Source organism: Luteitalea pratensis (assembly GCF_001618865.1).
Lineage (GTDB): Bacteria > Acidobacteriota > Vicinamibacteria > Vicinamibacterales > Vicinamibacteraceae > Luteitalea > Luteitalea pratensis.
In genome coordinates this window covers 3595748-3621869 of sequence record NZ_CP015136.1, presented here as the reverse complement: position 1 = coordinate 3621869, position 26122 = coordinate 3595748, and the positions used below count along the sequence as shown (strand labels likewise).

Annotated in this window: 22 protein-coding genes; 10 read left to right on the top strand and 12 right to left on the bottom strand. The window is 67.6% G+C overall.

The annotated features are described in order from the left end of the window. From LuPra_RS14840 to LuPra_RS14830, 3 genes are all read right to left on the bottom strand, one after another. On the bottom strand, positions 1-1944 hold the full coding sequence (locus LuPra_RS14840; RefSeq protein ID WP_110171469.1) for a BamA/OMP85 family outer membrane protein: 1944 nt from the start codon (positions 1942-1944) through the stop codon (positions 1-3). Between the two features lie 118 nt (positions 1945-2062). Further along, positions 2063-2299, bottom strand: a complete 237-nt coding sequence (locus LuPra_RS14835) for a KGG domain-containing protein (protein ID WP_237050918.1) — start codon at positions 2297-2299, stop codon at positions 2063-2065. A gap of 204 nt (positions 2300-2503) precedes the next feature. Beyond that, positions 2504-3916: an MDR family MFS transporter gene (locus LuPra_RS14830; protein WP_157899207.1), complete on the bottom strand. Its 1413-nt coding sequence runs from the start codon at positions 3914-3916 to the stop codon at positions 2504-2506. 25 nt (positions 3917-3941) lie between these two features. On the opposite strand from LuPra_RS14830, the gene LuPra_RS14825 reads away from it, so the two are divergent. Further along, positions 3942-4214: an oxidative damage protection protein gene (locus LuPra_RS14825; RefSeq protein ID WP_110171467.1), complete on the top strand. Its 273-nt coding sequence runs from the start codon at positions 3942-3944 to the stop codon at positions 4212-4214. On the opposite strand, the gene LuPra_RS14820 is transcribed toward LuPra_RS14825, so the two are convergent. Together LuPra_RS14820 and LuPra_RS14815 are read right to left on the bottom strand one after the other, a co-directional pair. Further along, positions 4198-5469 carry an ATP-grasp domain-containing protein gene (locus LuPra_RS14820; RefSeq protein ID WP_110171466.1) on the bottom strand — a complete coding sequence of 424 codons (1272 nt, stop codon included), beginning with the start codon at positions 5467-5469 and terminating at the stop codon, positions 4198-4200. The genes LuPra_RS14825 and LuPra_RS14820 overlap by 17 nt on opposite strands. Before the next feature lie 36 nt (positions 5470-5505). Next, a complete protein-coding gene (locus tag LuPra_RS14815) occupies positions 5506-6846 on the bottom strand; it encodes a CUAEP/CCAEP-tail radical SAM (seleno)protein (protein ID WP_162271403.1) in 1341 nt (446 codons plus the stop codon). Between the two features lie 109 nt (positions 6847-6955). Between LuPra_RS14815 and LuPra_RS14810 the strand changes: the two genes are divergently transcribed. The 3 genes from LuPra_RS14810 (at position 6956) to LuPra_RS14800 (ending at position 9023) form a co-directional block, all read left to right on the top strand. Beyond that, positions 6956-8035: an NAD-dependent epimerase/dehydratase family protein gene (locus LuPra_RS14810; RefSeq protein ID WP_234800896.1), complete on the top strand. Its 1080-nt coding sequence runs from the start codon at positions 6956-6958 to the stop codon at positions 8033-8035. A gap of 25 nt (positions 8036-8060) precedes the next feature. Then, positions 8061-8420, top strand: a complete 360-nt coding sequence (locus tag LuPra_RS14805) for a 2Fe-2S iron-sulfur cluster-binding protein (RefSeq protein ID WP_110171463.1) — start codon at positions 8061-8063, stop codon at positions 8418-8420. A 228-nt stretch (positions 8421-8648) separates the two neighbouring features. Then, a complete protein-coding gene (locus LuPra_RS14800) occupies positions 8649-9023 on the top strand; it encodes a four helix bundle protein (protein WP_157899206.1) in 375 nt (124 codons plus the stop codon). Between the two features lie 148 nt (positions 9024-9171). Here the strand turns inward: LuPra_RS14800 and LuPra_RS14795 are convergent, their stop codons facing one another. Beyond that, the gene (locus tag LuPra_RS14795; RefSeq protein ID WP_110171461.1) at positions 9172-10677 is read right to left on the bottom strand and encodes a peptide MFS transporter; all 1506 of its coding nucleotides are present in this window, start codon (positions 10675-10677) and stop codon (positions 9172-9174) included. A 110-nt stretch (positions 10678-10787) separates the two neighbouring features. Between LuPra_RS14795 and LuPra_RS14790 the strand changes: the two genes are divergently transcribed. Continuing rightward, on the top strand, positions 10788-13325 hold the full coding sequence (locus LuPra_RS14790) for a phosphoenolpyruvate carboxylase (protein WP_110171460.1): 2538 nt from the start codon (positions 10788-10790) through the stop codon (positions 13323-13325). A gap of 12 nt (positions 13326-13337) precedes the next feature. On the opposite strand, the gene LuPra_RS14785 is transcribed toward LuPra_RS14790, so the two are convergent. Then, positions 13338-14054 carry an alpha/beta hydrolase gene (locus LuPra_RS14785; RefSeq protein WP_110171459.1) on the bottom strand — a complete coding sequence of 239 codons (717 nt, stop codon included), beginning with the start codon at positions 14052-14054 and terminating at the stop codon, positions 13338-13340. Between the two features lie 28 nt (positions 14055-14082). On the opposite strand from LuPra_RS14785, the gene LuPra_RS14780 reads away from it, so the two are divergent. Beyond that, on the top strand, positions 14083-14556 hold the full coding sequence (locus LuPra_RS14780) for a metallophosphoesterase family protein (protein WP_110171458.1): 474 nt from the start codon (positions 14083-14085) through the stop codon (positions 14554-14556). 101 nt (positions 14557-14657) lie between these two features. Here the strand turns inward: LuPra_RS14780 and pgl are convergent, their stop codons facing one another. The 3 genes from pgl to LuPra_RS14765 are packed head-to-tail and all read right to left on the bottom strand — an operon-like array spanning position 14658 to position 18657. Beyond that, positions 14658-15431: a 6-phosphogluconolactonase gene (gene pgl / locus LuPra_RS14775; protein ID WP_234800895.1), complete on the bottom strand. Its 774-nt coding sequence runs from the start codon at positions 15429-15431 to the stop codon at positions 14658-14660. Next, the gene (gene zwf / locus LuPra_RS14770; RefSeq protein WP_234800894.1) at positions 15428-16951 is read right to left on the bottom strand and encodes a glucose-6-phosphate dehydrogenase; all 1524 of its coding nucleotides are present in this window, start codon (positions 16949-16951) and stop codon (positions 15428-15430) included. The genes pgl and zwf overlap by 4 nt, the downstream gene beginning before the upstream one ends. Next, on the bottom strand, positions 16948-18657 hold the full coding sequence (locus LuPra_RS14765) for a bifunctional transaldolase/phosoglucose isomerase (RefSeq protein ID WP_234800893.1): 1710 nt from the start codon (positions 18655-18657) through the stop codon (positions 16948-16950). The genes zwf and LuPra_RS14765 overlap by 4 nt, the downstream gene beginning before the upstream one ends. A 52-nt stretch (positions 18658-18709) precedes the next feature. Here LuPra_RS14765 and LuPra_RS14760 point away from each other — a divergent pair, with 52 nt between their 5' ends. From LuPra_RS14760 to LuPra_RS14755, 3 genes are all read left to right on the top strand, one after another. Then, positions 18710-19486, top strand: a complete 777-nt coding sequence (locus LuPra_RS14760) for a DNA polymerase ligase N-terminal domain-containing protein (RefSeq protein ID WP_110174690.1) — start codon at positions 18710-18712, stop codon at positions 19484-19486. Between the two features lie 95 nt (positions 19487-19581). Beyond that, the gene (locus LuPra_RS31950; protein WP_157899205.1) at positions 19582-21315 is read left to right on the top strand and encodes a CehA/McbA family metallohydrolase domain-containing protein; all 1734 of its coding nucleotides are present in this window, start codon (positions 19582-19584) and stop codon (positions 21313-21315) included. A gap of 11 nt (positions 21316-21326) precedes the next feature. Then, positions 21327-21764, top strand: a complete 438-nt coding sequence (locus LuPra_RS14755) for a 6-pyruvoyl trahydropterin synthase family protein (protein ID WP_157899204.1) — start codon at positions 21327-21329, stop codon at positions 21762-21764. A 17-nt stretch (positions 21765-21781) separates the two neighbouring features. Here the strand turns inward: LuPra_RS14755 and LuPra_RS14750 are convergent, their stop codons facing one another. Both LuPra_RS14750 and LuPra_RS14745 read right to left on the bottom strand, forming a co-directional pair. Further along, positions 21782-23026, bottom strand: a complete 1245-nt coding sequence (locus tag LuPra_RS14750) for an SLC13 family permease (RefSeq protein ID WP_157899203.1) — start codon at positions 23024-23026, stop codon at positions 21782-21784. Further along, a complete protein-coding gene (locus LuPra_RS14745; RefSeq protein WP_157899202.1) occupies positions 23023-24498 on the bottom strand; it encodes a class I adenylate-forming enzyme family protein in 1476 nt (491 codons plus the stop codon). The genes LuPra_RS14750 and LuPra_RS14745 overlap by 4 nt, the downstream gene beginning before the upstream one ends. Positions 24499-24653: 155 nt before the next feature. Between LuPra_RS14745 and LuPra_RS14740 the strand changes: the two genes are divergently transcribed. After that, positions 24654-25925 (top strand): hypothetical protein, encoded by a 1272-nt coding sequence (locus LuPra_RS14740; RefSeq protein WP_110171453.1) that lies wholly within the window; start codon positions 24654-24656, stop codon positions 25923-25925. Positions 25926-26122: the final 197 nt, after the last annotated feature.

Below are 26122 nucleotides of genomic sequence, written 5' to 3'. Positions count from 1 at the left end.
TCAGAACGCCTGCCCGACGCTGAAGTGGATCCGCCAGCGGCGCGGCTCGAGCTCGCCATTGACCAGCAAGCCTTCTATGCGCGTGAGCTGGTAGCCGAAGTCCACACGGACCGGGCCAATGGGCGTCAGGTAACGGAGACCGGGGCCGACGTCGACCCGCAGTTCGTCGAAGTGGAAGTCCAGGGTCTCGTACCAGACATTGCCGGCATCGACGAAGCCGACGATGGCGAACTTGGCGAAGGCCGGGACGCGCACCTCGGCCGAACCCTCGAACATCGAATGCCCGCCGATGGGGTTGCCGGACAACGTCAGGGGCGAGACCTCGAATCGGCCCCACCCGCGCATGCCCGACGAGCCGCCGAGGAAGTAACGCTTGAAAAACGGCACGTCGGCGGCCAGGAGGCCAGGGGCGTCGATGGTGCCGGCCCGGGCCTTGCCGGCAACGACGATGTTGCCAAACGTGTGGTACTTGCGCATCTCGGCCGTGTACTCGGTGTAGTTGTAGGCGCCAGGCATCCAGTTGCCGGCCTGCTCCACGTGCGCGGAGACGAGGTATCCACCCTTGGCGTCAATGAGGTTCGGCGTGGTGTTGCGCTGCAGGTCGACGGCGAGCGCCAGCAACTGGCCCTTGCCTCGCCCCGTGTTCGGGTTCAGCCCGAGGGCGATCAGGTCGTCGTAGAAGTCCGGGTCGTTGAGGGCCTCTTCGGAGACCGTGTAGTCCTCGTATTCGTCGACCACGGTCACCGACAACGTCGTCAGCGACTGCCTCCGACGCACCGGATCGCTCCGCTCGCGCTGCTTGGCAAAGGTCACGCGCCCGCCCTTGGTCGTCGACCGGTAGGCCGGTTCGTCCGCGTACCAGTACTGGGCGCCGACGCTCATCGAAACGCCGCGCCGGAACAAGGATGGTTCTTCGACGTTCAGCCGGACGCCGCGATCCAGCGAGGACCAGCGCACGGTCGCCAGCGCGGTACGCGCGCCGCCGAAGAAATTCAGGTGCCGCAAGGTGGTGGTGATGCGGGCCTTTTCCTCGCTGCCGTAGCCGGGCGTGATCGAGAGCCGCATCGGCTTGGCCTGCGTGAGCACGACGTTGACGGGCACCGGCGCGCCAACGGTGCTGGTGGGCTCGGCGTTGACCGACACGAACTGGAAGATTTCGCGGTTGTACAGGCGCCGCTGGGTGTCGACGACGCGGCTGATGCGGAACTCCTGCCCTTCCTTCATCGACAGCAGCGACTTCACGCGGCCGTCGCTGACACCGTGGTTGCCACGGACGGTGATGGTGCCGAACAACGCCTGCGGTCCTGGCTCCGCGATGACGTACAGCGACACGTGGCCGGGCGCCGTGCCCTCGCCCTCGAGGACGTTGACCGTGGAGTACGCGTAGCCACGTTCCTGCAACACGGCCAGCGTCGCGGTACGCGTGTTGCGGACGTCACCCTGCACACGCCGCCGGCCCGCGACCACCGAGATCCGCTGCTGCACCGCCTCCTGGTCACGCGGCTCGAGGACGTCGAACCCGAAGGTCTCGACCTTGTCGATGATGACCGGCGGGCCCTGGTCCACGTGGACGGTCACGTCGACGGCCTTGGCCTCCTCGTCCCGATCGAGGTCCACCGACGTCACCCGCGCCCTCGGCCACCCATGGTCGGAGAGGAACGCGATGATGCGATAGAGGTCGGCTTGCAGTTGCCGTGGGTTGTAGTAGCGATCCTTGCCGAGGAAGGGCAACAGGCCGCCGCTTTCACGGGTGGCGAGGACCCCTGTCAGCTGACTCACGTCCAGACCTGACACACCCTGTATATCGAGACTACGCACTTTCAACCGGCGTGCGTCGGGTGCGCCCGTCCCCTCCTGGGCGGTAGCGGCTCCGCCTGCGGATGCCCACGCGAGACAGGCGCAGAGCAGGCACCGTCCGAGTCCTCGTACCGTCACGGGATCCATGTTGCCTGCGTTGCCGCTGCACGACAACGTGAGCCGCAGAACGTTCAGCGGAAATGAAAAGAGGGACGTCCGTTGTTGGACGTCCCCCGGGTTCGTGGAGATGAGGTCGGTGGGCCGCCTACTCGGCAGCGCCGCCCTCCGGCAGCCGGCCGCGACCGCCGCGGCTGGCGCGTCCGCCCTTGCGACCCGCAGCGCGGGCCTCTTCGGACGTCCATTCGTGCGCGGTCCCTTTCATGTGCGCCGCGCGACCGCCCTTGCTGGCAATCTCGCGCTGCTTCTCTGGGGACATGGACGCGAATCCGCGCCGCTCCTTGCGGCGCGTCTCGCCCTGCTCGGGGGTGTTGTCATTACTCACGGTGAAGCCTCCCTCTACGACCGGCCGCTCGCGGAAGTGCCCTGCGAACGCCGTCGAAAGTCACCCTCACCTCTACAACAACCGTGCCAGCCTGAGGCGCTTTGTCCCAACTCAACCATCGCATCACCAAGCCTGCTAACTGAAGGTAGTTTTTGGCCCATCGAGAGACAGACTCATCCGTGTCCTGAAACCCAACAGTAAAACTTACCCGACCGTTTTCTTTTGCTCGGGCAAGCCCCCCGGGACCAGCAATGCAGAGCAGAGCGCCACCAGCGACACCACCGCCCCCGTGACGAAGGCGCGATGGAGCCCCAGTGCCAGGGCGGCTGGTGTCGGACCGCTCGACGGCAGCGACGCGGCCACCATCGCCCCCATCACGGCGACGCCGATCGCCCCGCCGATGCTGCGCGTGAACTGCCCGAGCGAGGTGGCCACACCGAGTTGCTCGCGCGCGACCGTCGCCTGCACCGCCAGCAGCAGCGACAGCATGGTCATCCCCATCCCGATCCCCATCAGGCCGAGGTCCACATGCAGCTTCCACATCGGTCCGTCCGGCCGCACGGTGGCCAGGCCGAGGAAGCCCACCGACACGAAACTGAGTCCGCCGAGGATGAACGGCCGGAACCCCACGCGCGGCAGCAAGCGGCCCGTGACGATCGACATCGACACCCAGCCAAGCAGCAGGGGCGTCAGCACGCTGCCCGCTTCGCGCGCGGTTCGACCGAGCGCCGCCTGCACGTACAGGGGAACGAAGGCCAGCGCTCCGAAGATGGCGATCCCCAGCAGCGCGCCGCTCGCGGTCGTGGTCGCCACCATGCGGTTGGCCAGCAGCGACAGCGGGAGCGTCGGATGCGCCGTGCGGCGTTCGAGGAGCACGAACAGCGCGCCGAGCGCGACCGCCGAGACATAGAGCATCCGCACCACCGTCGGCGAAAGCGACGCGTCGGGCACGCCGGTCTGGTTCAGCGCGAGCATCAGCGCGGTGACCGCGCTCATGAGCACGCCGGCGCCGATGTAGTCGACGTCACCGCGATCGTGACCCAGGCGGTCGACCAGGAACCGGGCCACCAGGAACGCCGCCGCCAGGCCGAACGGCAGGTTCATGAAGAAGATCCACCGCCACGACGCGTTCTCGGTGAGCACCGCGCCGATGAGGGGGCCGGCGATGGAGGAGATCCCCCAGACGCCGGCAAAGAGCGCCTGCGCGCGGGCTCGCTCCGTGAGCGAGAACATGTCGCCCATGATGACCATGCCAAGCGGCAGCATGCCGCCCGCCCCGACACCCTGCAGGGCGCGAAAGGCGATGAGCTGCGTCATCGACGTGGCAACGCCGCACAACATCGACCCCAGCAGGAACAACCCGATGGCCACGAGGTAGGGTCGACGCCGCCCGTGGACGTCGGCGATGCGGCCCCACACCGGCGTCGTGACCGTCGACGTCAGCATGTAGCCGGAGAACACCCAGCTGTAGTGTGCCAATCCGCCGAACTGGTCGACGACGGTCGGCATGGCGGTCGCGACGATGGTGGCTTCCATGGCGGCGAGAAAGCTGCCGCCGAGGATGCCGAGGGTCACCAACAGGCGAGGCGAGGATCGAAAACGGTCGAAGAAGGACATCGAAGGCTCTGGTACGATCGGCCCCATGCGGACGGTGCATTGCGTGAAGCTGGGGCAGGAACTGCCGGGACTCGAAGAAGCGCCGTGGCCGGGACCACTTGGCCAGCGTATCTACGATAGCGTGTCCCAGGAAGCCTGGGCGATGTGGGAAGAGCGGATGAAGATGATCCTCAACGAGTACCGCCTCATGCCCTGGCAGAAGGAAGCCCAGGATATCGTGGCGAAGCACATGGAGGACTTCTTCTTCGGCGAGAGCGCGGCCCTGCCGCCCGGCTACACACCTACCCCCGCGAAATAGGCAGCGTCCGGTCCATCACCAGCCGCAACCGCCGCGACGCTTCGCGCAGCGCGTCGATCACGTCGCCCGGTTGCGCCCCCTCCGCGAAGACGAAGCCGGGATAGGTGCCTCCCTCGGGAAGCGTCTCGAGCATCGACCCGGATTTCGCGGTGATCTCCACGCCGGTCACCGACGGCATCTCGCGCACGGCATCCACGCCTTCGACTGACCGCAGGCGTCCGGTCTCGGGCACCGGCACCATCAGCACCCCGCTCGCGAGGGCCTGGTGGCCGTATCGGTCGAGGGACTGACCGAGGGCGTGCGCCAGCAGCGCATCTTCGAGGCCGCAGCGTGTGCCGTCGGGCGCCACCACCGGGATCGATCGCGCGCAGAGGCCGCCAATCGGGCGCGGCGCGACTTCGAGCACCACGATGTCGTCGCCGTCGACCCGGCACTCGGCGTGAATCGGGCCATGGTGCAGGCCGAGGGCCAGCGCGGCCCGCGCGATGTGGCCGGCAACCAGGTGCTGACGCGCCGGCGCGAGCCGGGCCGGCGTCACGTAGATGGTCTCCTCGAAGAACGGCCCGTCGAGGGGATCGGGTTTCTCGAACAGTGCGAATACACGAAGCGCCCCCTGCTCGAGCACGCCGTCGAGGGCGAACTCCTGCCCCGGCACGAAGCCCTCCACGATCAGGACGTCATCGTCGGCTGAAGCGCTGGCGCGGACGTCGACACGCGCAAGCAGGGCCGCCAGGCGCTCACGTGCGGCGAGCAACCCCGCCAGCGAGTCGACGCGCATCACGCCACGACTCGCCGACAAGCCGATCGGCTTGACCACGCACGGAAATCGCACGCGCGTCAGGCGATCGAGGTCCTCGTCGCCATGGACCGGCAGACTCACGAACCACGGCACCGGGAGGCCGGCGGCCAGCATGCGGCCACGGGCCATCAGCTTGTTCGTGGCGACGGCGACCGCCTCGGGCGCATGCCACGGCAGGCCACGCGCCTGCGCGATGTGCGCCGCCAGCCAGGCGGGTCGATCGCCGACGGCGAGGACGCCGTCCACCGGCATTCCCTCGAGCGCCGCCAGCACTGGCGTCACGTGCGCGGCATTCCTGTCAAACCGCGCCGGAATCGCGCTGTCGCCCCAGGGGTCGTCCAGGTGGTCGCAGCGGTCGGACACGATCCGCAAGGTCACGCCGGCGCGACGCGCCGCGGCGTCGAACGCCCGGGCCTGGTAGCCGAGGGTGGTCGTGCACAGCAGGACGGTGGACATCTACACGAGAGCTCCCGGCTCTCCGAGGGGCTCCGCTCAACAGTACCAGGGCTCGTCGAGATAGGGCACGGCAGCCCGCACCAACGCGTCACCAGGTGTGAACGCATCGAAGGCCGTGCCGGCGGCCTCATCGGCCATGCGGCGCAACCCGGCATACGCCGTGGCTCGTGACGCCCGGCGGCCCTGCTGACCGAGCCACGCCATCGACTGCTCCTGCAGGCGATCGACCGCCGGATCTGCGTGTGTCCATGGATACGCGAGGGCGTCCCGGTCGAAGACAAAGGCCACACGCTGCACGTCCGGGTCGGCCAGCAGCGCCGATCCGGATGGCAGCAGCAGCCGCAACGCCAACTGGACCGGCGCAACGACGTCCACGAGATCGAGCGCGCGAATCGCTTCGAGAAATGCCACGTGGCCCGTGACCGTCGTCCACGGCGTGAACGCGACAAACGTCGGCACCAGCGCGAGGCCACGGTCCCGGCAGGCCGCAACGGCACGGCGCGCGTCATCGGCCGTGTGACCCTTCTGGAGATGTGCGAGCACCTCGTCGTCGAACGCCTCGACGGCGGACGTGACGAAGGCGCAGCGCGTGCCCGCGAGCCGATTGAGGAGATCGCGATGCGCGAGCAGATGTTCGACCTTGATGGTCACGTCGTAGCTGACGTCGGGATGCCTCGACGTGAGGCCCTCGATCACGCGGCGCGCATGTGTCGGGCCGTTGAAGAAGTCCGGATCGCCGAAGGTGATGTGCTGGGCGCCCGCCGCGACCTGCTGCGCAACGTCGGCGAGCACGGTCTCGACCGGCACGACCCGCATGCTGCCCTGGTAGATCGGCACGATCGGGCAGTGCGTGCAGGTATGCAGGCAGCCGCGCGAGGCCTCGGTGTAACCCGCGAGGCGACGTTCACCGCCGATGTTGAGCCGTGCGTAGGCCGAAAGCGGTGGCTGCGTCGAGCGGTCCGGCACGGGGAACGCGAGCCGGGGTACTTGCGTGCCGCGCAAATCGCGCTCGTCACCACCCTTACCCGCCGCCAGGGTCGCCAGTGTCGCCTCGGCTTCGACGCCCAGCACATGCGTCGCACCGTGTCGCCGCAACCAGTCGGCGTTCAGCGGCGCGTACAGCCCGAAGGCGATGCGGGTGGTCTCGGGGCGCTCGTCACGCAGACGCGACAGGACCGGCCCGGCCAGGCGCGTCGCCGCATGCATGGGCACGTGCACCGCGAACGACGATGCGGCCGCGACGAGGCCTGGCGGGAGTGGCTCGCGCGACAGGTCGATGAGGCGGACCTCGAGGCCCGCGTCTCGCGTCCACGCTGCCGCGAGGGCCGGGCCGAATGCCGGACGCCCCAGCTCGTACGTGGACAGAATCACGACCATCCCGGCGAGTGTACCAAGGCGTGGATCGAGAGCACACGCGTCCATCGGGATTAGCACCCTCAGGCATCAGGCATCAGGCATGAGGCATCAGGCATTACACTTGTGGGGTTTGGCGACCGACTCGACCCTCAACAGTGTGCCCGCCGGGCCGACGCGTGTGCTCGTCACCGGTGGCGCCGGCTTCCTCGGCATCAACCTCCTCCGCTACCTGCACGGACGCGGTTACGCGACGACCTCCCTCGACATCGCGCCGTTCGGCTACCCGGACATGGAGCCGCACGTACGGGTGGTGCAGGGCGACATCCGGATTCGCCGGGACATGGACACCGCACTGGAGGGTTGCCGGTACGTGGTGCACTGTGCCGCGGCGCTGCCGCTCTATCCGCCCGAGGACATCCACACGACCGACGTCATCGGTACCCGGATCGTGCTCGAGGCCTCGCGCGATCACCGTATCGAGCGCGCCGTCCACATCTCGTCGACGGCCGTCTACGGCATTCCCGATCACCATCCACTGAAGGAAGACGACCGGCTGGACGGCGTCGGCCCGTACGGGGTCGCGAAGGTGGCGGCGGAGGCGGAGGCCGCGCGGTTCCGCGCCGCCGGCCTCATCGTCCCCGTGCTGCGGCCCAAGTCGTTCGTCGGCCCGGAGCGCCTGGGCGTCTTCGCCCTGCTCTACGACTGGGCGCTCGACAAGCGCAACTTCCCGATGATCGGCAACGGCGGCAATCGGTACCAGTTGCTCGACGTCGAGGATCTCTGCGAGGTCATCGTCGGCTGCCTCACGCTGCCGGTGGACGCCGTCAACGACACGTTCAACATCGGGGCGAAGGAGTACCTGACGATGCGCGAGGACTACCAGGCCGTCCTCGATCGCGCCGGGCATGGACGTCACATCGTCGGCTTCCCCGCTGCGCCGGCAATCTGGGGGCTGCGCTTCCTCGAGGCGCTCGGCGTGTCGCCGCTGTACAAGTGGGTCTACGAGACGGCGTCCAAGGATTCGTTCGTGTCGATCGAGAAGGCCGAACGGCAGCTGGGATTCGCGCCGAAGTACTCCAACCGCGACGCGCTGCTCCGCAACTTCGAGTGGTACATCGCGCACAAGGAGCAGTTCACCGAGTCATCCGGCATCTCGCATCGGGTGCCGTGGAAGCAGGGCGCGATTGGCCTGCTGAAGAAGTTCTTCTGACCATCCCCGTTCTCATGGAGACAAAGTGCCGAAACTGACGATAGACGAAGTGGGTGTGTTCGACGTGTCCGAAGGCCAGCGCCTGGTGCTCGCCATCGAGCAGCAGGGAGTCGACATCCTGCACGCGTGCGGTGGCAATGCCCGCTGCACGACCTGCCGCGTGGAGTTCATCGAGGGCGAGCCCGCCAGGATGACACGGGCCGAAAAGGAACGGCTCGAAGCGAAGGGCCTGACCGGCGTCCGCCTCTCCTGCCAGATCGTCTGTGACCACGACATGACCGTCCGTGCGATCAGCCGTCTCGCGGGATCCGGCCGCCCTGATCCCGGCGGCACGCCAGATCCTCAGATTCAGCCGGAGCCTGAGTGGATCGACGGGAGTCATTAGTCATTGGTCATGAGTCATTGGTCATGGGTCATGGGTCATTGGTCAGTCAGCATTGCCGGTCAGGCTTGGGCAGGGGCAGTCTGCAGCACGCACGACGCTCCGTTGCGTGAGTTGAACACGCTGCTGATGCAGTAGGTTGCAGAATTCACCACCTGCGCGGCCTGCACTACGGCGCGAGGGCGGTAGTGGAGGCTCGAGCGCTGGCGCGAAGTGTGCTTCGAGACAGGCATGGATCCTGACATCCATGCCCGCGCATTTCACTTTGCGGTCCGGGTGTGCACGTTCCGCAAGGACGTCGAGTTCCGACGCATCGCAAGAGATGTCGTGATTCGACAACCGGTTGCCAGTGCGACCTCGATAGGCGCGAACCTGGCCGAAGCGAGAGGCGCACAATCGCGACCAGACTTCGTCGCGAAAGTAGCGATCGCTCGTAAGGAGTCGCGCGAAGCGCAGTTCTGGTTGCGACTCGCCCACAGCGCTAAATTGCTCGAGGGAGAAGACCTCGAGCCACTCATCACGGAAGCGACCTCGATTGGGCAGGTGGTGTCGGCCATCTGCCGCACGGCCAGCCAATCAACCAGTCGTACTGCTCCCCGCAGATGACGTTGGCGAGAGCGCCCCGCATCGCGCGCGTCTTCGACGGTGCGCTGTGCTCGACGTCCGAGTGACGCCTGACTCTTAACCTTAATGACCCATGACTAATGACCAATGACCAATGACCAATGACCACTGACGCATGACCAATGACGCGTCACTTCACTCCATGCATGAGCCTGTTCAGCAGCGGCGCGACCAGCAACAGGATGCCGCCGGCGATCAGCAGGGCCCAGAAGCCGAACGTATAGCCGCCGAGCGCTGACGCCGTCGTCATGCCGCTCTCGCCGCTCACGTAGCCGGCGAAGATGCCCGACAGGTTGTTGCCGATGCCCGTCGACAGGAACCAGCCGCCCATGCCGAAGCCGACGAGGCGCACTGGCGCGAGCTTGGTCACCATCGAGAGGCCAATCGGCGAGAGGCACAGTTCGCCGACCGACTGGATGACGTACACCGCGACCAGCGTCCAGAACGGGATCTTGCCGGCGACGTTGACGAGGCTCGAGAGCGCGAACATCAGCAGCAGAAACGCCAGGCCGTTGAACACGAGGCCGAGGCCGAACTTCTGCGGAATCGACGGGTTGTAGCGTCCCAGCTTGACCCATACCCACGCGACGATCGGCGCCAGCGTGATGATCGCGATCGAGTTCACCGTCTGGAACCAGGCCACCGGGAACGTGAAGCTGCCGAAGTCGCGATTGACGATCTTGTCGGCCAGGAACGTGAACGAACTGCCGGCCTGTTCGAAGAACATCCAGAACGTGACGTTGAACGCAAAGATGATCAGCATCGCGATCGCCTTGTCGCGCGCGACGGGGCCGTTCTGGAAGCCTTCGGTCAGCAGCAGGATGCACAAGCCGACGAACATCGCGGTGAGCACGTACTGCAGCGCCGTGGCGCCGAGTTGCGCGATCAGGAACCAGGTGACCGGAATCGCCAGCAGGCAGCCGATCGCGGTGTACGCGACGATCTGCATCCCTTCACGCCCCGCAATCGGCAGCCCGATGCTTTCCAGTTGCTTGCGGCCGAACCAGAACCACACGAGGCTGACGAGCATGCCGAAGCCGGAGGCGATGAACACGTACTTGTACGCGGGCATGCCACTGCTGCCGAACACCTGCTCGGCCAGCCAGCCGGTCAGCACGGGCGCGATCAGCGCGCCGGCATTGATGCCCATGTAGAAGATCGTGAAGCCCGAGTCGCGCCGCGGGTCGCCCTGCGTGTAGAGCTTGCCGACCATCGTCGAGATGTTCGGCTTGAAGAGGCCGTTGCCGACGATGACGGTCGCGAGTCCGAAGGTGAAGATGCGTTCATCCGGAATCGCGATCATGAACAGCCCGGACGCCATGATCACGGCCCCGAGCAGGATCGATCGCTGGTAGCCGAGGATCTTGTCGGCAACGTAGCCGCCAAAGATCGCGGCGGCATACACGAGCGCGAGGTAGGCGCCGTAGGTACGGCTCGCCGGTTCCTCGCCGGACGCGCTGCCCGCGTGGAACTGCGCGACGATGTAGAGAACCAGGGCCCAGCGGATGCCGTAGAAGGCAAATCGCTCCCAGAACTCCGTCATGAAGAGCATCCACAACGGCCGTGGATGCCCCAGCATTTCGCCGAAGGCCGGAATCGGCGCCTCGGTCGGGCCCGAACGCGTGTTTCCGCTCATGCGGACTCCTCCGTCGCAACCCGCTGGCGTCTCGGGAGGCCCGCTCGTCTGCGCGACATAGGCGACAGAAATAGCACAGGTGGCCGCGCGGCGCGGCCTAGAATGGGCAGATGGCCGTGGCGCTCCCGCCTGCTCCCGATTCTCAGGGCCCCCTTCGCCGCGACGTCCGCCTCCTTGGCGCGCTGCTCGGGCACGTCATCCGGGAACAGGAAGGGCAATCACTCTACGACGCCGAGGAACGCGTGCGGCAAACCTCACGCGCCGGCGATTTCGAGGCCGTCCAGTCCATCGTCGCGGCCCTGCCGGTCGACGAACAAGGCCGGCTCGTGCGCGCATTCTCGCTGTACTTCCAGCTGGCGAACCTCGCCGAACAACATCACCGGATTCGCAGGCGGCGGCAGTACGCCGTGGAACGACGGGTGGCCGCGGAGTCGCTCGACTCGGCCTTCCAGGCCCTCGAGGCGGCTGGAGTCTCGAACGGGCAGTTGCGCGACGCCGCGCGGCGGGTGTCGCTCGAACTGGTGCTCACGGCGCATCCGACCGAGGCGACGCGCCGGACGGTGCTGACCGCCCAGTTGCTGATCAGCGACTTGTTGCACAGGCTCGACGACCCGCAGTTGTCCGACCCGGGCAAGCGCGACATCGAGGACGCGCTCGCCGAGCAGATCACGACGCTCTGGCAGACCGACGAAACGCGCACCAAGCGGCCCCGCGTGGTCGACGAGATCCGGCACGGCCTGTGGTTCTTCGAACAGAGTCTCTTCGACGTCGGACCGGCGCTCGTCGGCGACTACCGGCGGCGCATCCCCGGTGCACCGCTGCCGTTGCGGTTCGGCAGTTGGATCGGCGGCGACCAGGACGGCAACCCGAACGCTGGTCCGAGCACGCTGCGCGCGGCGGCACAACGCGCGCGTGAACTGGTGCTGCGCCGATACGCCGACGAAGTCCGCGACATGGCGCGGACGATGGGCGTATCCCGCGCGCTGGTGGACGTCAACGAGGCGCTGCAGACGTCGATTGCGGCCGACGAGCAGCGGCTCGCCGGCCTGATGCCAGCCGAAATCACTGCCTCGGCAGACGACGAGCCCTACCGCCGCAAGCTGTGGTTGATGTACCAGCGGCTGTTGCAGACGGCCGAGAGCCAGCCAGGCGGGTACGGCCACGTGCACGAGTTCGTGGCAGACCTCGAGGTCATCGACGCGTCGTTGCGCGCACATCGCGGGGAGCGGATCGCGAACGGCCGACTCGCGGCGCTGCGTCGGCGCGTCGAGTTGTTCGGCTTCCATATCGCCAAGCTCGACGTCCGCGTGCACGCGCGGGACCTCACCGGGCAGGCCGACCGCGTCCGCGACACGCTGAATGTCGTCGCGGACCTGCATCGGCAGCACGGCCCCGCCGCGTGCGACACCCTGATCCTGTCCGGCACTACCGGGCCCGAGCCCGTCCTGACGGCAGTCGGCATGGCGCGCGAGGCAGGCCTGACGCTATCGGTCGTGCCGCTGTTCGAATCGATCGACGACCTCCAGCGCGCGGGCGAGATCGTCGAGGCGCTGGCCACGTCGCCGGAGTTCTGCGCGGTGCTCGACGCCCGCCGTCGTCGCATGGAGGTGATGGTCGGCTACTCGGACTCGGCCAAGGACGGTGGTTACCTCGCGGCGCAGTGGGAGATCTATCGCGCCCAGGAGAACCTCTCGGCGGTCGCGGCGCGGCACCGCATCGAACTCACCATTTTCCACGGCCGCGGCGGCAGTACAGGACGCGGCGGCGGCCCGACGCATGCCGCGATCCTCGCCCAGCCAGGCGGCCATGCCCGCGGCCGCATCAAGCTCACCGAACAGGGCGAGACGATCTCGTTCAAGTACGGCCTGCCGGGACTTGCGTACCGCAACCTCGAAGCCGCGCTGTCGGCGACGCTGCTGTCGGTGTTCCCCAACGTCGTCGGCTCGAGCGCGCCGGGCTTCGGGCGCGAGTTGATGACCGAAGCCGCGCGTCGATCGGAGACCGCGTTCCGCGATTTCGTGTGGCACAACCCGCGGTTCGTGCCGTTCTTCCGATTGTTCACGCCGGTCGACGAGCTGGCACTGCTCGAAATCGGATCACGGCCTGCGCGGCGTCCCTCCGCGGACGCCGAGTACCTGCAATCGCTCCGGGCGATTCCGTGGGTGTTCTCGTGGACCCAGAACCGCTCCCTCCTGCCCGCGTGGTTCGGGTGCGGCAGCGGCCTCGCCCCGATCGTCGAGACACCCGAAGGGCTCGATCAGTTGCGGCGCCTGTACCGCGACTGGCCGTTCTTCCGGTCGATCGTCGAGAACCTGGAGATGACGCTCGCGAAGTCGAGTCTGGACATCGCGCGGTCCTATCTCGATCTCGTGCCGGCGAGCGCCGATCCGGACGGCCACTTCGCGCGCATCGCGGACGAGCACGCGCGCACGACCGATGTCGTGCTGCGCATCGTCGAGGCCGATCGCCTGCTCGATCGGCACCCGGTCGTGCAGCGCACGATTCGACTGCGAAATCCTTACGTGAATCCGATCAACGCCATGCAGGTGGCGCTGCTGCGCGCCCATCGCGCCGGCGACAGCGATGCCGCGCGGCCGCTCGTCCGGACCATTGCCGGTATCACGGCAGGGCTGAGGAATTCTGGATGACGCGCGGACGCCTCAGGGGAACACGTCGGGCAAACGCGCTGCGGCCGACGTCGGGTGGATCAACCGGGTGACGAAGCCGCCGATCTCACGCCCCACGGCGGGGGTCCACCCGTGGCCGCCGACCACCTCGTACGGCTCCACCGCCACGAAGCGCGTCGCCAGCATGTCGAGATCGGTACGGAAATGCGCGGCCGTGTACTGTGTGTCGTCGCGGCCGCGGCCGATCAGCACGGGCGGGCACTGCGTCATCGGCCGCACCACAAGTTCTGGTGGCACGTCGCCGCCGAAGACCGCGAGGCCATCGATCCGCCGGGCCCCGAGAATCGCGGCTCGCCAAGCCATGGCGACGCCCTGCGAGTACCCCACGTACACGAGCGCCTGCGGCTCACCGGTCTGGTGGACCGCCTCGGTGATTACACTGCGCACGTAGCGCAGGTTGTCTTCAATCGCGCCCTCGCGATCCTGCGACGTCATCCAACTCGCCACCACGGCCTGCCCGCGACCGTAGAACCGATGCAGCCCCTGGATACTGACCAGCGTCCAATCGGCTAGCTCGGGAATCGCTTCGAGGCGCGCCAATTGCTCGTCGGCAGACTCTCCGTAGCCGTGGAACCCGACCGCCATCGGGGCGTTGCGCGCGGGACCGCGGGTCGGCGACTCCGCCACGCGCACCAGATAGCGCCCATGAACCGGCGTGACGATGGCATGTTCGCGAGGCTCGGTAGTCATGGCAATCGCCCGCTAGAATACAAGAGCCATGCCGATCGTCGTCGGGCTGATTTCCGATACCCACGGGCAACTCAGGGCGTCCGCGATGCAGGCTCTCGAAGGCGTCGAGTTGATTCTGCACGCCGGCGATGTCGGCAATCGCGACGTCCTCGTCGAGCTCAAGGCGCTGGCACCGGTCCTGGCCGTGCACGGCAACGTGGACGATATCGATACCCCTGAACTCGAAGCGCACCGCTGGCTCTCGCTCGAAGGGTGGCAGATTCACGTGAGCCACGGGCACGAGCTGGGCCGCCCCACTCCGGAAGGCCTTCTCTACCGCTACGCGGACGCGAGCATCCTGGTGTTCGGCCATACCCATCGCGCGCTCGTGCATCGTGCAGGCCGGAAGCTCGTGGTCAATCCCGGAGCGGCTGGGCCGCGTCGCTTCGACGTCGTCCCGAGCGTGGCCCGCCTGACACTGGAGGCTGGCGTCGCCGATGTCGAGATCATCGAAATCGATTGAGCGGTCCCCCGGGCGCGAGCTCTCGACATTCCAGCATTCCGGCATTCCCAGCATTCCCTGCGTGTGGCATTCCCGGCATTTGCGCATCGTCCAGAGAATTTCTACCCCGGTTTGCCGAACAGCGCGGCGCGATCCACATACCAGGCGAGATCCCCCGGGACGTCGTGCAGGAGCGTCGCCGGAGCCTCGAGGGGATCGGGCGAGGCACCGAGGACGCGTCGAAGTGCGGCGTGCTTGTCGCCGCCGACGACCAGCACGAACACGGTGCGGGCCGCGCGGATCGTCGCCGGCGTGACGGTGAGACGCCAGGTGTTCAACGTCGGCACTTCGACAGCGGTGGCAAACGGCGCGGCGCGATCCACACCGTCTGCCGCATCAGCCAGAAGAGGGCTGCCTGGAAACAGAGAGGCGGTATGCGCGTCGGCACCCATCCCGAGCAGCAACAGGTCGAAGGCCGGCGCCGATCGCTCCTGCCGGGTTGCAAGGTCGCGCAGCGCCGCGTCGTAGCGCGACGCGGCCTCACCTGGCCCCAACTCGGTCTCCCAACGATGGACCTGTGGCTCCGGAACCGGGACCGCGGAGAGCAACGTCTCCCGGGCCATGCGGTAGTTGCTGTCGGCATGCGCTGGTGCAACCATGCGTTCGTCGCCGAACCACACGTGGACATGCGACCAGCCGTCGAACGGTAGCGAGGCGAGCACGCGGTGCAGTGCCGCTGGGGTACGTCCGCCCGAAAGAGCGAGATGAGCCTCGCCACGCCAGGCCATGGCCGCTTCGAGCACCGCCAGGACTTCGCTGGCCGCGGCGGCCGCGACCGACTCCGGCGTCGATGCCAGGCGGATCAGCGCGCCGCGCGCCATGCGCGGCTCGGTCACGGACGTCGCCACGCGCGACCGTCGCGTTCGAGCAGTTCGTGGGCCTCCTCAGGTCCCCACGAACCGGCGGCGTAGCAGACGGGTCGCGATTGCGAGGGCCACGCCTCGAGGATCGGCATGACGGCGCGCCAGCTCACCTCGGTGCTGTCGGCCCGGTGGAACAGCGTCTGGTCGCCGGTCAGCGCGTCGTACAGCAGCGTTTCGTAACCGGTCGACGGCGTCTGCGCAAAGACCTCGTCGTACTTGAAGTCCATCGCCACGGTCTTCAGATCGAGCGCCTGGCCCGGTACCTTGGCATCCACTTCCAGGGTGATGCCCTCCTCGGGCTGCACGCGAATCACGAGCACGTTGCAGTTGAGGCTCCGCACCGCCGTGTCGCGAAACATCATGAATGGCGGCTGCCGGAAATGCACGGCGATCTCGGAGACGCGCTTGGCGAGGCGCTTGCCGGTTCGCAGGTAGAACGGCACGCCCGCCCAGCGCCAGTTCTCCACCTGCAGGCGCAGCGCCACGAAGGTTTCCGTGGAGGATCCGGGCGCGACCTTGTCCTCTTCGAGGTAGCCACGCACGTCGGCATCCTTGATCCGGCCGGCTGCGTACTGGGCCCGCACCACATCGCGTTCGACCATCGCCCGCGTGAACGGCGTGATCGCCTGCAGCACCTTCAGGCGCTCGTCGCGCACCGCATCGGCATCGAACGAGATGGGAGGCTCCATCGCCGTCAATGCCAGCAGCATGAACAGGTGGTTCTGCACCATGTCGCGCAGCGCGCCCGCCTCGTCGTAGTATCCGCCCCGCGTTCCGATTCCGTCGGACTCCGCGACGGTGATCTGGACGTGGTCCACGTACCGCCGATTCCAGATCGGCTCGAAGATGCTGTTGGCGAACCTGAAGATCATCAGGTTCTGCACGGTCTCCTTGCCGAGGTAATGGTCGATCCGGTAGATCTGCCGTTCTTCCATCACCCCAGACAACGCGCGGTTCAGAGCGATCGCCGACTCGAGGTCGTGGCCGAACGGCTTCTCCACGACAACGCGGCGCCAGCCATGGGCCGCGGCTTCGTCGAGCAGGCCGGCCTTGCCGAGACCGGCCGCGATCGGCGCGAACAGTTGCGGCGGCGTCGCCAGGTAGAAGAGGGCGTTGGTGCCGGTGCCGTGCGAAGCCTGCAGTTCGGTCAGGCGTGCGGCGATGTCGGCATAGAGGATCGGCTGCTCGACGTCGCCGACGACGACGCCGATGCGACCGAGGAACCAGTCGCGCTCCTCCTGGGTGAGCGGCGAGTCGAGGTGCTCGTCGGCGGCCTTCAACACGTCATCGGCCAGTGACTTGCCCACGTCGGCCTGGCGGATCACGGCGATGAAGGCAAATGCTGCGGGCAAGGCGCCCGTTCGGCGCAGGTTGACGAGGGCCGGCACGAGCTTGCGGCGCGTCAGGTCGCCCGACGCGCCGAAGCCGACAAACACGGCCGGATCCGCCGGGGCGATCGGGAGCGGCCGCAACGAGCCGTTCGCCGTGCTCACTGGTAGGTACCCTCGACGGCCGAGCGCAAGGCCTGCAGACCTGCAGCCACGTCAGCGCCGAGGTGGACGCGCAGCGCCCGGCGCCCCCGCTCCTCGAGCACGCCGAAGTCGCCGCGAGCCTGCGCCGCCTTCACGACGCCGAAGGTGAACGCACGTCCCGGCACCTGCACATCGACCGCATCGTCGCAGGTGATCTGCAGGAAGACGCCGCTGTCGGGCCCGCCCTTGTATGCCTGCCCGGTCGAATGCAGGAAGCGGGGACCGAAGCCGAGGCAGGTGGCCGTCCCGGCCTGGGCGCGAATCACGGCGCGAATCTCCTGCAGCGCCGCGATGTTGTCGGTGGTCATGTCGATGTAGGCGAGCAGCGCCACGTAGTCGCCGGCAACGACGCGCCGCAGGTGTGCGGCGATGGCCTCCACGGGCGTTGCCACCGGACCCAGGGCGCGGACGTTGGCTTCGTCGGTGAAAATCGCCATCTCGGTGTCGAGCACCACGGGCGCCTCGGCCGGGAGGGCGCCTTCCTGCTCGAACGCATCGGTCAGGGCGCGCGTCTTGATCTTGCTCGCCTCGACGTCCGGCTGATCGAAGGGGTTGATGCCGAGCACCGCTCCAGCTACCGCCGTGGCGATCTCCCAGCGGAAGAATTCCTGGCCGAGCGCATAGGTATCGCGCACGTCGATCTTCACCACCGGTTGCCCGGCGTGATTCAACTGCTCGACAAACGCGTCCTGATCGGCGTCGGCATCGGCCGCGAGCCGCAAGTAGACGAAGAGGCGATCGCTGCCGTACGTGCTCGCGTCACCACGCGGCTCCAGATCGACCGGAATGACGGCCGTGCCGTTCTTGCCCGTGGACTCGGCCACCAATTGCTCGAGCCACGCGCCGAGCGGCGCGATGCCTGGTGACGCGAGGATCGTGAGCTTGTCGCGACCCGCCTTGGCGGCCTCGCCGATCACCACGCCGAGTGCGACGCCCGGGTTTGTGGCCGCGTCTTCGCTGCGACATGCATCGGCCATCTGGGCGGCCTCGTCGAGCAGGCAGGCAACATCGACGCCGCTCAGCGCGGCCGGCACCGTGCCGAATGCCGACAAGACCGAGAACCGGCCCCCGACCGTCGGCTCACCGAAGGCAATGGCGCGGAAGCCATCCCGTTCGGCCACCTTCTGCATCTGCGATCCCGGGTCGGTGATCGCCACGACGTGACGTCCCGCCTCGGCCTCCCCGACCACCTGCTTGAGCCGGTCGAAGAAGTACGCAAGAAAGACGTTGGGCTCGAGCGTGCTGCCCGACTTGCTCGCGACGAGCACGAGCGTGGAACGCAGGTCGACGGCGTCATCGAAGCGTTTCACTTGCGCCGGGTCGGTCGAGTCCAGCACGTGCAGACGCGGTGCACCGGTCGCGCCACCGATGACGCGGAAGACGACCTCGGGGCCGAGGCTGGAGCCGCCCATTCCGAGCAGCAGCACGTCAGTGATGCCCTCGGTGCGAATCGCATCGGCCAGGGCGGTGCGCGCGCCGAGTTCACGGCGCTGGGCTTCGATCACGTCGAGCCACCCCAGCCACTTCTCCTCGCCGCTGCTCGTCCAGAGCGAGGCATCCTTGGTCCAGAGCCGCGCCACGCGTCGCTCGGCAGTCCACTGCGCGAGGGTGCGGGCAATCGCCTCGGCCAGCGAGCCGGGCTGCACGGAAATGGGTGAGGCAGTCACGGCGACAAGTGTAGCCTGTAGCCTGACGCCCGCCAGCCCCCAGGAGCACGCGATGGCCCTCGAAGAGTACCGACGCAAGCGAGACTTCACGAAGACGCCGGAGCCCGCTGGTGACACGAAGGCAATGACGCGGAAGGCGCCGACACGCTTCTTCTGCGTGCAGAAGCACCTGGCCACGGCATTGCACTACGACTTCCGCATCGAGCACAACGGCGTGCTGCTTTCGTGGGCCGTGCCCAAGGGGCCCTCGCTCGATCCCGGAACGAAGCGTCTCGCGATGCACGTCGAGGATCACCCGATCGAATACGGGGAGTTCGAGGGTGTGATTCCCGAGGGCTACGGCGCCGGCGTGGTGATGCTCTGGGACGTGGGCACGTGGGAACCGGAGACCGACGACATCGACGCGTCGCTCGAGAAGGGCGATCTCAAGATGCGCCTCGACGGTTACAAGCTGAAGGGATCCTGGGTGTTGGTCCGCACACGCGGCTGGGGTGGGCGCGCCGGCGCGAAAGACGATGGCCGCTCCTGGTTGCTGATCAAGCACAAGGACGAATGGGCCGGTGACGTCGACATCACCGAGTTCGCGCCCAACAGCGTCAAGAGCGCCGGCTCGTTCCGCGAGATCCTCGCGCAGGAAGCGCCGGACGTGTGGCTCAGCAATCGCGGCCACACCGGCGACACGGCGCTGGAGACCTTGACCGACGTGCTCAAGAAGCTCGACAAGATCGAGCCAGTCCCGAAGACCACCAGCGCGAAGACGTCGGCGCCCGCCGCAGCGACCAAGCCGACTGCGGCGCCGGCAAAGCGCGCCCGCGCGAAGAGTCGTTAGAGGCTTGGGCCTTGGGCCTGCGGGACTGCGGATTCGGGATTGGGAAGAAGTGGTGAGGCGTTAAACGTCAGGCGTTAGGCGTTATCCTCCCCCGCGTGGTGCGACGCAGGGCGTGGCGATGGCTGGGAGTGGTCGCGGCCGTCGCCGCTGCGCTGGTGCTGGTCGTTCGACCACCGCGACCACGCCTCCTCCCTCCTGTGGCGCGCCAGCCGCCCTTGTGGCGTGGCGCTTATCACGTGCACAGCACGCAGTCAGACGGCAGTGGGACGCCGGAAGCGATCGCGGCGGCTGCCGCCGGCGCCAGTCTGGACTTCGTCATCCTCACCGATCACGGGGACGGGACGCGTACACCGGCAGGGCCACGCATCATCAATGGCGTGCTGCTGATCGACGCGGTGGAAATCAGCACCGACGACGGGCACTACGTCGCACTCGACCTGCCGCCCGTGCCCTACCCGCTGGCCGGGGAGGGTCGAGCCGTCGCGGAGGACGTCAGGCGCCTCGGCGGCATGGGCCTCATCGCCCACCCGGACTCGTTGCGATCATCGCTCGCCTGGCATGACCCGTCAGTGGCTGCCGACGGGTTCGAATGGATCAACGGCGACTCGACATGGCGCACCGCCAGTACCGCGCAACTGCTCGTCAAGCTGCTGGCCTATCCGTTGAATCGGGCAGGAACGCTGGCGGGGCTCGCCAGGTATCCAGCCGCGCTCTTCGCCGAACGCGACCAGCCGGCACGCGGACCGCAGCTGGCCCTGGCGGCCGTGGACGCGCACGCACGCATCGGATGGCAGCGAAGCGCCGACCCCATCGACGGCGGAAGGACGCTGTCCGAGTTCCCGTCATATCGCGCGAGTTTCGGCACCTTCGGCGTCGTCGTGCCGTGGTTGGACGGGACGCCCTCTGGCGACGCCCGCCGCGACGCGGTCGCGGTGCTGGCTGCGATTCGACACCGCGTCACGTGGAGTGCCGTGTTCAGCATGGCCGATCCTGTGTGGCTGTCGTTCGATCTGATCGGGCCCGCGACGATGGCGAGGCCTGGCCGCGACGCTGATGGCGAGGCGACCGTCGTGGTCAAGAGCAACGGCCCGGCTGGCGCGAGCATCCGTGTGCTACGCAACGGTCATGTGTACCGGGAGGCGCAAGCGTCCGCGTTGTCGGCGCCGCTACCCGCCGACGAACCAGGGTCCGTCTATCGCGCCGAACTGTGGTTGCCCGCACGGCGAGGCTGGCCGGCGCTACCCGTGGCCATCAGTGCCGCACGCGGGCACAACCTGCCTGACGTGACGGAAACGGGTGCCGGGTACCGGGTACCGGGTACCGGACACCTGGCGCCGGGTGCCACAACGACCAACGCCTCGGCCGACGATGTCGACATTCGTGGCTGGCACGTCGAACACGACCCGCGATCGAGCGGAATGTTGAGGCCTGCCTCGCCAGGGACTCGCGGGGAGGCGACGCTGCGCCTGGCTGGTGGTGAACGCGTCAGCCAGTTCTCGGCGTTGGTTGGCGTTCTTGCGCCACCGCCCGCTGGGGCGACCGGCCTCGAGCTGGAGCTGTCTGCGTCGGCCGCGATGCGCCTCTCGGTGCAGTGGAGGGAACCGCGGTCGGGCGAGGGCCTGCGATGGCGGCACTCCTGTTACGTGGATGGCACGCGGCGCGTGGTGGCCCTGCCCATGAACGAATTCCGGCCGATCCGCCCGGCGACCGGCCGCGTGCCGCTCGACCGCATCCATGCACTCCTGCTGGTGATGGACACCGTCAACGCCAGGCCGGGAGACTCCCGGACCGTCACCGTGCACGCCGCGCGCTGGACCGCCGGCCGTTAGAATGGACCGAGATGGAAAAGATCATCGTCCATTCACATTTCCACACCGGGCACCGGCAGCTCGGTTACCCCGGCAAGTGCAAGTTCGTGCACGGACACACGTGGCGCGGCACCGTGACGGTGTCGTGCGAGGCCTTCCCGCGCGATCACCTCGACATGGCGCTCGACTTCGGCGACCTCAAGGCCGTGATGCGCTTGCTCGATCACAAGATGCTGGTCACCGAGCAGGACGCGACGTTCCTCGACTCGGATTTGTTCGAGCCCGAGGGCGTGGTGATGCTGAAGGGCAAGGGCCCGAGTGTGGAGAACGTCGCCCTCTACATCTGGGACAAGGTGGTCGACCACATCCGCGACAAGTTCCCGGGTCATGGCGTCGCATACACCGTCGAAGTCCTCATCCAGGAGACGGAGAACAACATCTTCGTGGTCGAGAAAATCGCCACCATCTGATGCCTGATGCTTGATGCCTAGGTCGCGAACCATCGGATCGCGAACTGGCAGAACAGCGCCCCGGCGAGGGTCATCGAGATCCCCCACGCCAGGAGGCGGCGGAAGAGATGTGTCGCGTCCTGCCCTTCGGGGAGCGCCGCAATGCAGAGCGCGCCAATCGTCGAGAGCGGCGACACGTCGACCAGGGCGGCGCCGACGTTGATGCTGAGGGCGATCTGCAACGGATCGCCGCCGCCGAGTTTCTGCACGAGTGCCGGCACGGTCGGCAGGAACGTCGGGTAGACCACACCCGACGTCGAGCTGTAGGTCGAGATCGCGCCGGTCACGAAGGCGATCACGCCATTGACCGTCGCCGGCGTTGCGATGCGTGCCAGAAACGTGCTGAACAGGTCGAGGCCGCCGGTGCCCTCGAGCACGCCGATGAGCAGGCTCACACCGCACACCATCACGATGACGGCCCAGGGGACATGCCTGAGCATCGCCGTGTCGTCACCGGCGCGAATCAGCACGAGGACGGCAGCGGCGGCGAACGCGGCGAAGCCAAGGTTGACCTTCAGGAACACGACGGCGGCTACCCACCCTGCGCCGACCGCCAATGTCGTCCAGTGATGCCTGTCGAGTGGCGTGAGCGGGCCCGCGTCCACGTCATTCGTTTGGCGCCGCAATCGCCGGCCGCCGAACAGCACCCATGCGAGTGCCGCAGCCAGGGCGTGCGCCACGAAATTGGCCGCCCACGCCTGCCACTCGTGACCGCCGACACCGGCCCTGGTCATGCCCGCCGAAACGATCACGCCGACCGCACTGAACGGTGAGAGGTTGCCCGCGTTGGCGCCGTTGCCCAGCATCAGGGCGGTCAGCAACGGCGGCAGTCCCGCTCGCGCACCGGCCGCCATGCCCACCGGCGCGAGCAATGCAATGGTGGCGATGGCGCCCGGCCCCATCGTGCTCACCGTGCAGGCCAGTGCGAAGAGCAGCAGCGGGAGCCAGCCCGTACGACCGCCGCAGGCGTGGATCGCACGCTGCGTGAGTGCCCCCATCGTCCCGTTGGCCTGCATCACGCCGAACAGCAGCGTCACGCCGAGCAGCGTGACGAAGAGCGACGAGGGGAAGACCGCCATCACGGCATCGGCCTTCCATCCCGCGCCGAACACCGCCACCAGCCACGCAAGCGCCACAGCAAGCACCCCGACGTTCAGGCGCGTGCCGAAACTGGCGGCCATCACGAGCAGGAGCGCAATGACGGACAGGTACGCCGGATTCATCGCGTCCAGGCCGGCAACAGGTGCTTCTGGATCTTGCCGAGCGCTGTGCGCGGCAGCGCGTCGACGCGGACGAACCCGCGCGGTACCTTGAACGACGCGATCTCGGCGCGCAGGCTCTTCTCCACTGCCGAGACATCGAGATCGGTGTCGGCTACCACGTACGCCACCGGCACCTCACCACGGACCGCATCGGCGACACCCACGACCGCGGCTTCACGGATTCCCGGCAGGCTGGTCAGCACCTCTTCGATCTCGCGCGGGTAGATGTTGAAGCCGCCGGAGATGATCAGGTCGCTACGCCGGCCCTGGAGCGTGATGTAACCATCGGCGCTGCGGGTGCCGAGGTCTCCGGTCCGGAACCAGCCGTCGACAAAGGCGGACGCTGTTGCGTCGGGGCGGTTCCAGTAGCGATCGCACACATTGGGGCCCTTCACCCAGAGCTCGCCAGTCTTGCCGTCGGTGACCGGTTCGCCCGCCTCGTCGAGGATGCGCACGGCAACCAGCGGCATCGGCAGCCCCACGGTGCCGGGACGCCGCTCGCCGACGAGCGGATTGCTCACGTTCATCAACGTCTCGGTCATGCCGTAGCGTTCCAGGATGACGTGCCCGAACAGGGCGGCAAAGTCCTCGTGCACCTGCGCCGGCAACGGCGCCGAGCCGGAGACGAACAATCGCATGCGCTCGCCGATGGCGCGGGCGCGCGCCGGCGCGGTGTCGAGCAAGCGCACGTACATCGTCGGCACGCCGAAGAACAGCGTCGGCCGGTAGTCCTCGAACCAGTCGCAGGCCTGCTCGTGCTCGAACCGCTCGACGAGGCGCATGTGACAGCCGCTGGCCAGCCAGCACTGGATGCCGTTACCCAGGCCGTGGACGTGGAAGAGCGGCAAGGCAGCGAAATAGCGGTCGGCGCTGCTGATGCCCCAGGCGGTGAGCAGCGATAGCGCATTGGCCGCGAAGTTGCCGTGGGTCAGCACCGCGCCCTTGGCGACGCCGGTGGTCCCCGACGTGTAGATGAGTGCGACAGGCGTGGCGGCATCGGCACGGCCGGATGGCCGGATGGCGGCCGCCGTGGAGGCGTCGGCCTCGAGCGCGTCGACGGTCCAGCAGGCACACGAGGCCTCGAAGTCGGGCGCGCGATCGGTTGTGGTGACCACGGCGGATGGTGTGGCGTCGCCGAGGATGTGCGCGATTTCGCGCCCCCGATAGAGCACGTTGATGGGCACTGCGATCGCGCCTAGCTTGACCACCGCGAGCCACAGGTCGACGACCGTGACGCGGTTGGGCAGGCAGAACGCGACGCGGTCGCCGGCCCTGACACCGCGCGACGCGAGGACCTGCGCGAGGCGGTTGCTGCGGATGTCGAGGTCGCCGAACGAGAAGGTGTGCCACTGTCCCGACGGCCCCCGGACGTCCAGCGCCGGCGTGTCACGCCGACCTTGCAGCGAAAGGTCGTAGAGGTCGAGCAAGGACATCGCGAGCTGAACGATATCGCAGGCCACGCGTCGTCGACGCGCACCCGCATGGCAATTCAACGTCGCCGGTGTTGCTTGACACGCTGATACTGCTGAGTCAGCATGCGAGTTTCCGATCCAGCCACAGGTGCTGATCACCCCGGGGCGGTAGCAAGATGTCCATCCGTGCCTTCGCAGAAGGCCTGAACCGCACGTATTTCGATGGCAGGCTGTCGACCGATGTCGTCGACCGGCTCTGCGAGATGCCCATCGACCGTGAGGACGTGCGTGTGTTTGTCGAGCGGCAGTTCCGCTTCATGCACGCCGGGCGCTATCCGGCCCACGACGTATCGCCGTTCCAGGCAGGCATGCTGGCGTCACTCGTAGCGCGGCTGTTGCCGGAACGGTGGGAGGGCCGGGTTCCACCGATTACCCTGGCGGGTCGACATCGCAAGATCGACGCACTCATCGCCCATCGGTTTCCGCAGCCCTCGCGCCTCATCGACGTGGCCTGCGGATTTCCACCGCTGACCACGTTCGACAGCGCCGCGGCCCTTCCCGGCTGGGACATCGTGGGTGTCGATCGCTCGCTGCCGGCATTCGTCGTGCACGACGGCCTGGACAACTACTGCGTGTTCAACGGGGCTGGCGAGGCGGAGTACTTCCAGCCACTGGTGCCGACAACCGACGCGTGGAACGCCCTGCTCTCGGACTGGGGCGGGTCGAAGGCTCGCTTCGAAGGATTGCTGCATGCATTGCGTCACGAAGGCGGACACGGCGGCCACCCGCATGCCGCACTGACCGTGGACCCGGCCCTGGCCTCGGAACGTCCGGGCCTGCGGTTCGTGCGGTCAGACCTTGCCGGGTTCGATGGCGAGCCGGCCAACGTCGTGCGCTGCTTCAACATGCTTCTGTACTTCGATGCGGCCTTCAGGCAGACGGCCCTCGAACACCTCGGTGCGCTCCTGCTCGAGGGCGGCCTGCTGGTGTGCGGCACGGACTGGACCGAGACGATGGAGTGCCGCTACTTCACCTACGCCAAACGCGACGGCCTGCTGGTGCCAGATGAGTTCGCCTTCAGCATGGACAACCTGTCTGCGCTCGGGGTCGTGCCGTGGTACACGCTGCACGCCGATGATGCGGAGGTGACCATGACGTCGAAGATGGGTGCCGTCCTGCGCAGCGAGGTCTCGTTCGAAGCCAGGCTGCGGACCTGCGCCGATGCCCTGCGGCTGGAGTTCGGCCTCGGCGCGCGGCGCGCCGATGGGTACTACGACGACCCCGATTCGTCAGCGGCACCGGAAGTGATGTGGGCCAACGCGTCGGCGGTGTCACATCGGCTCGACGAATTGCTGGCTGCGGATGCAGCGCGGGTGCTGACGCACGCGGGTTGGCCCGCGCGCGTCAACGAAGCCGGTCACGTCGCGGTGTTCCTGTCGCACGCGTGACGTCGAGCCACCCGGCGGCGGCCCCGAAGTCCATGCCGTTGTCATCGCGCCGCAGTCGGGGTAACCTCTGACTCATCCATTGCAACTGCTGGCATGCCTGAGCGTGTCGCCAGTGTGGTGAGAGCCCGGAGCCGGCATGCCGCCGGCATCGGGCAATCGCGTCCGCTTGCGCGGACCGTCCGAAGGAGATGCCGTTG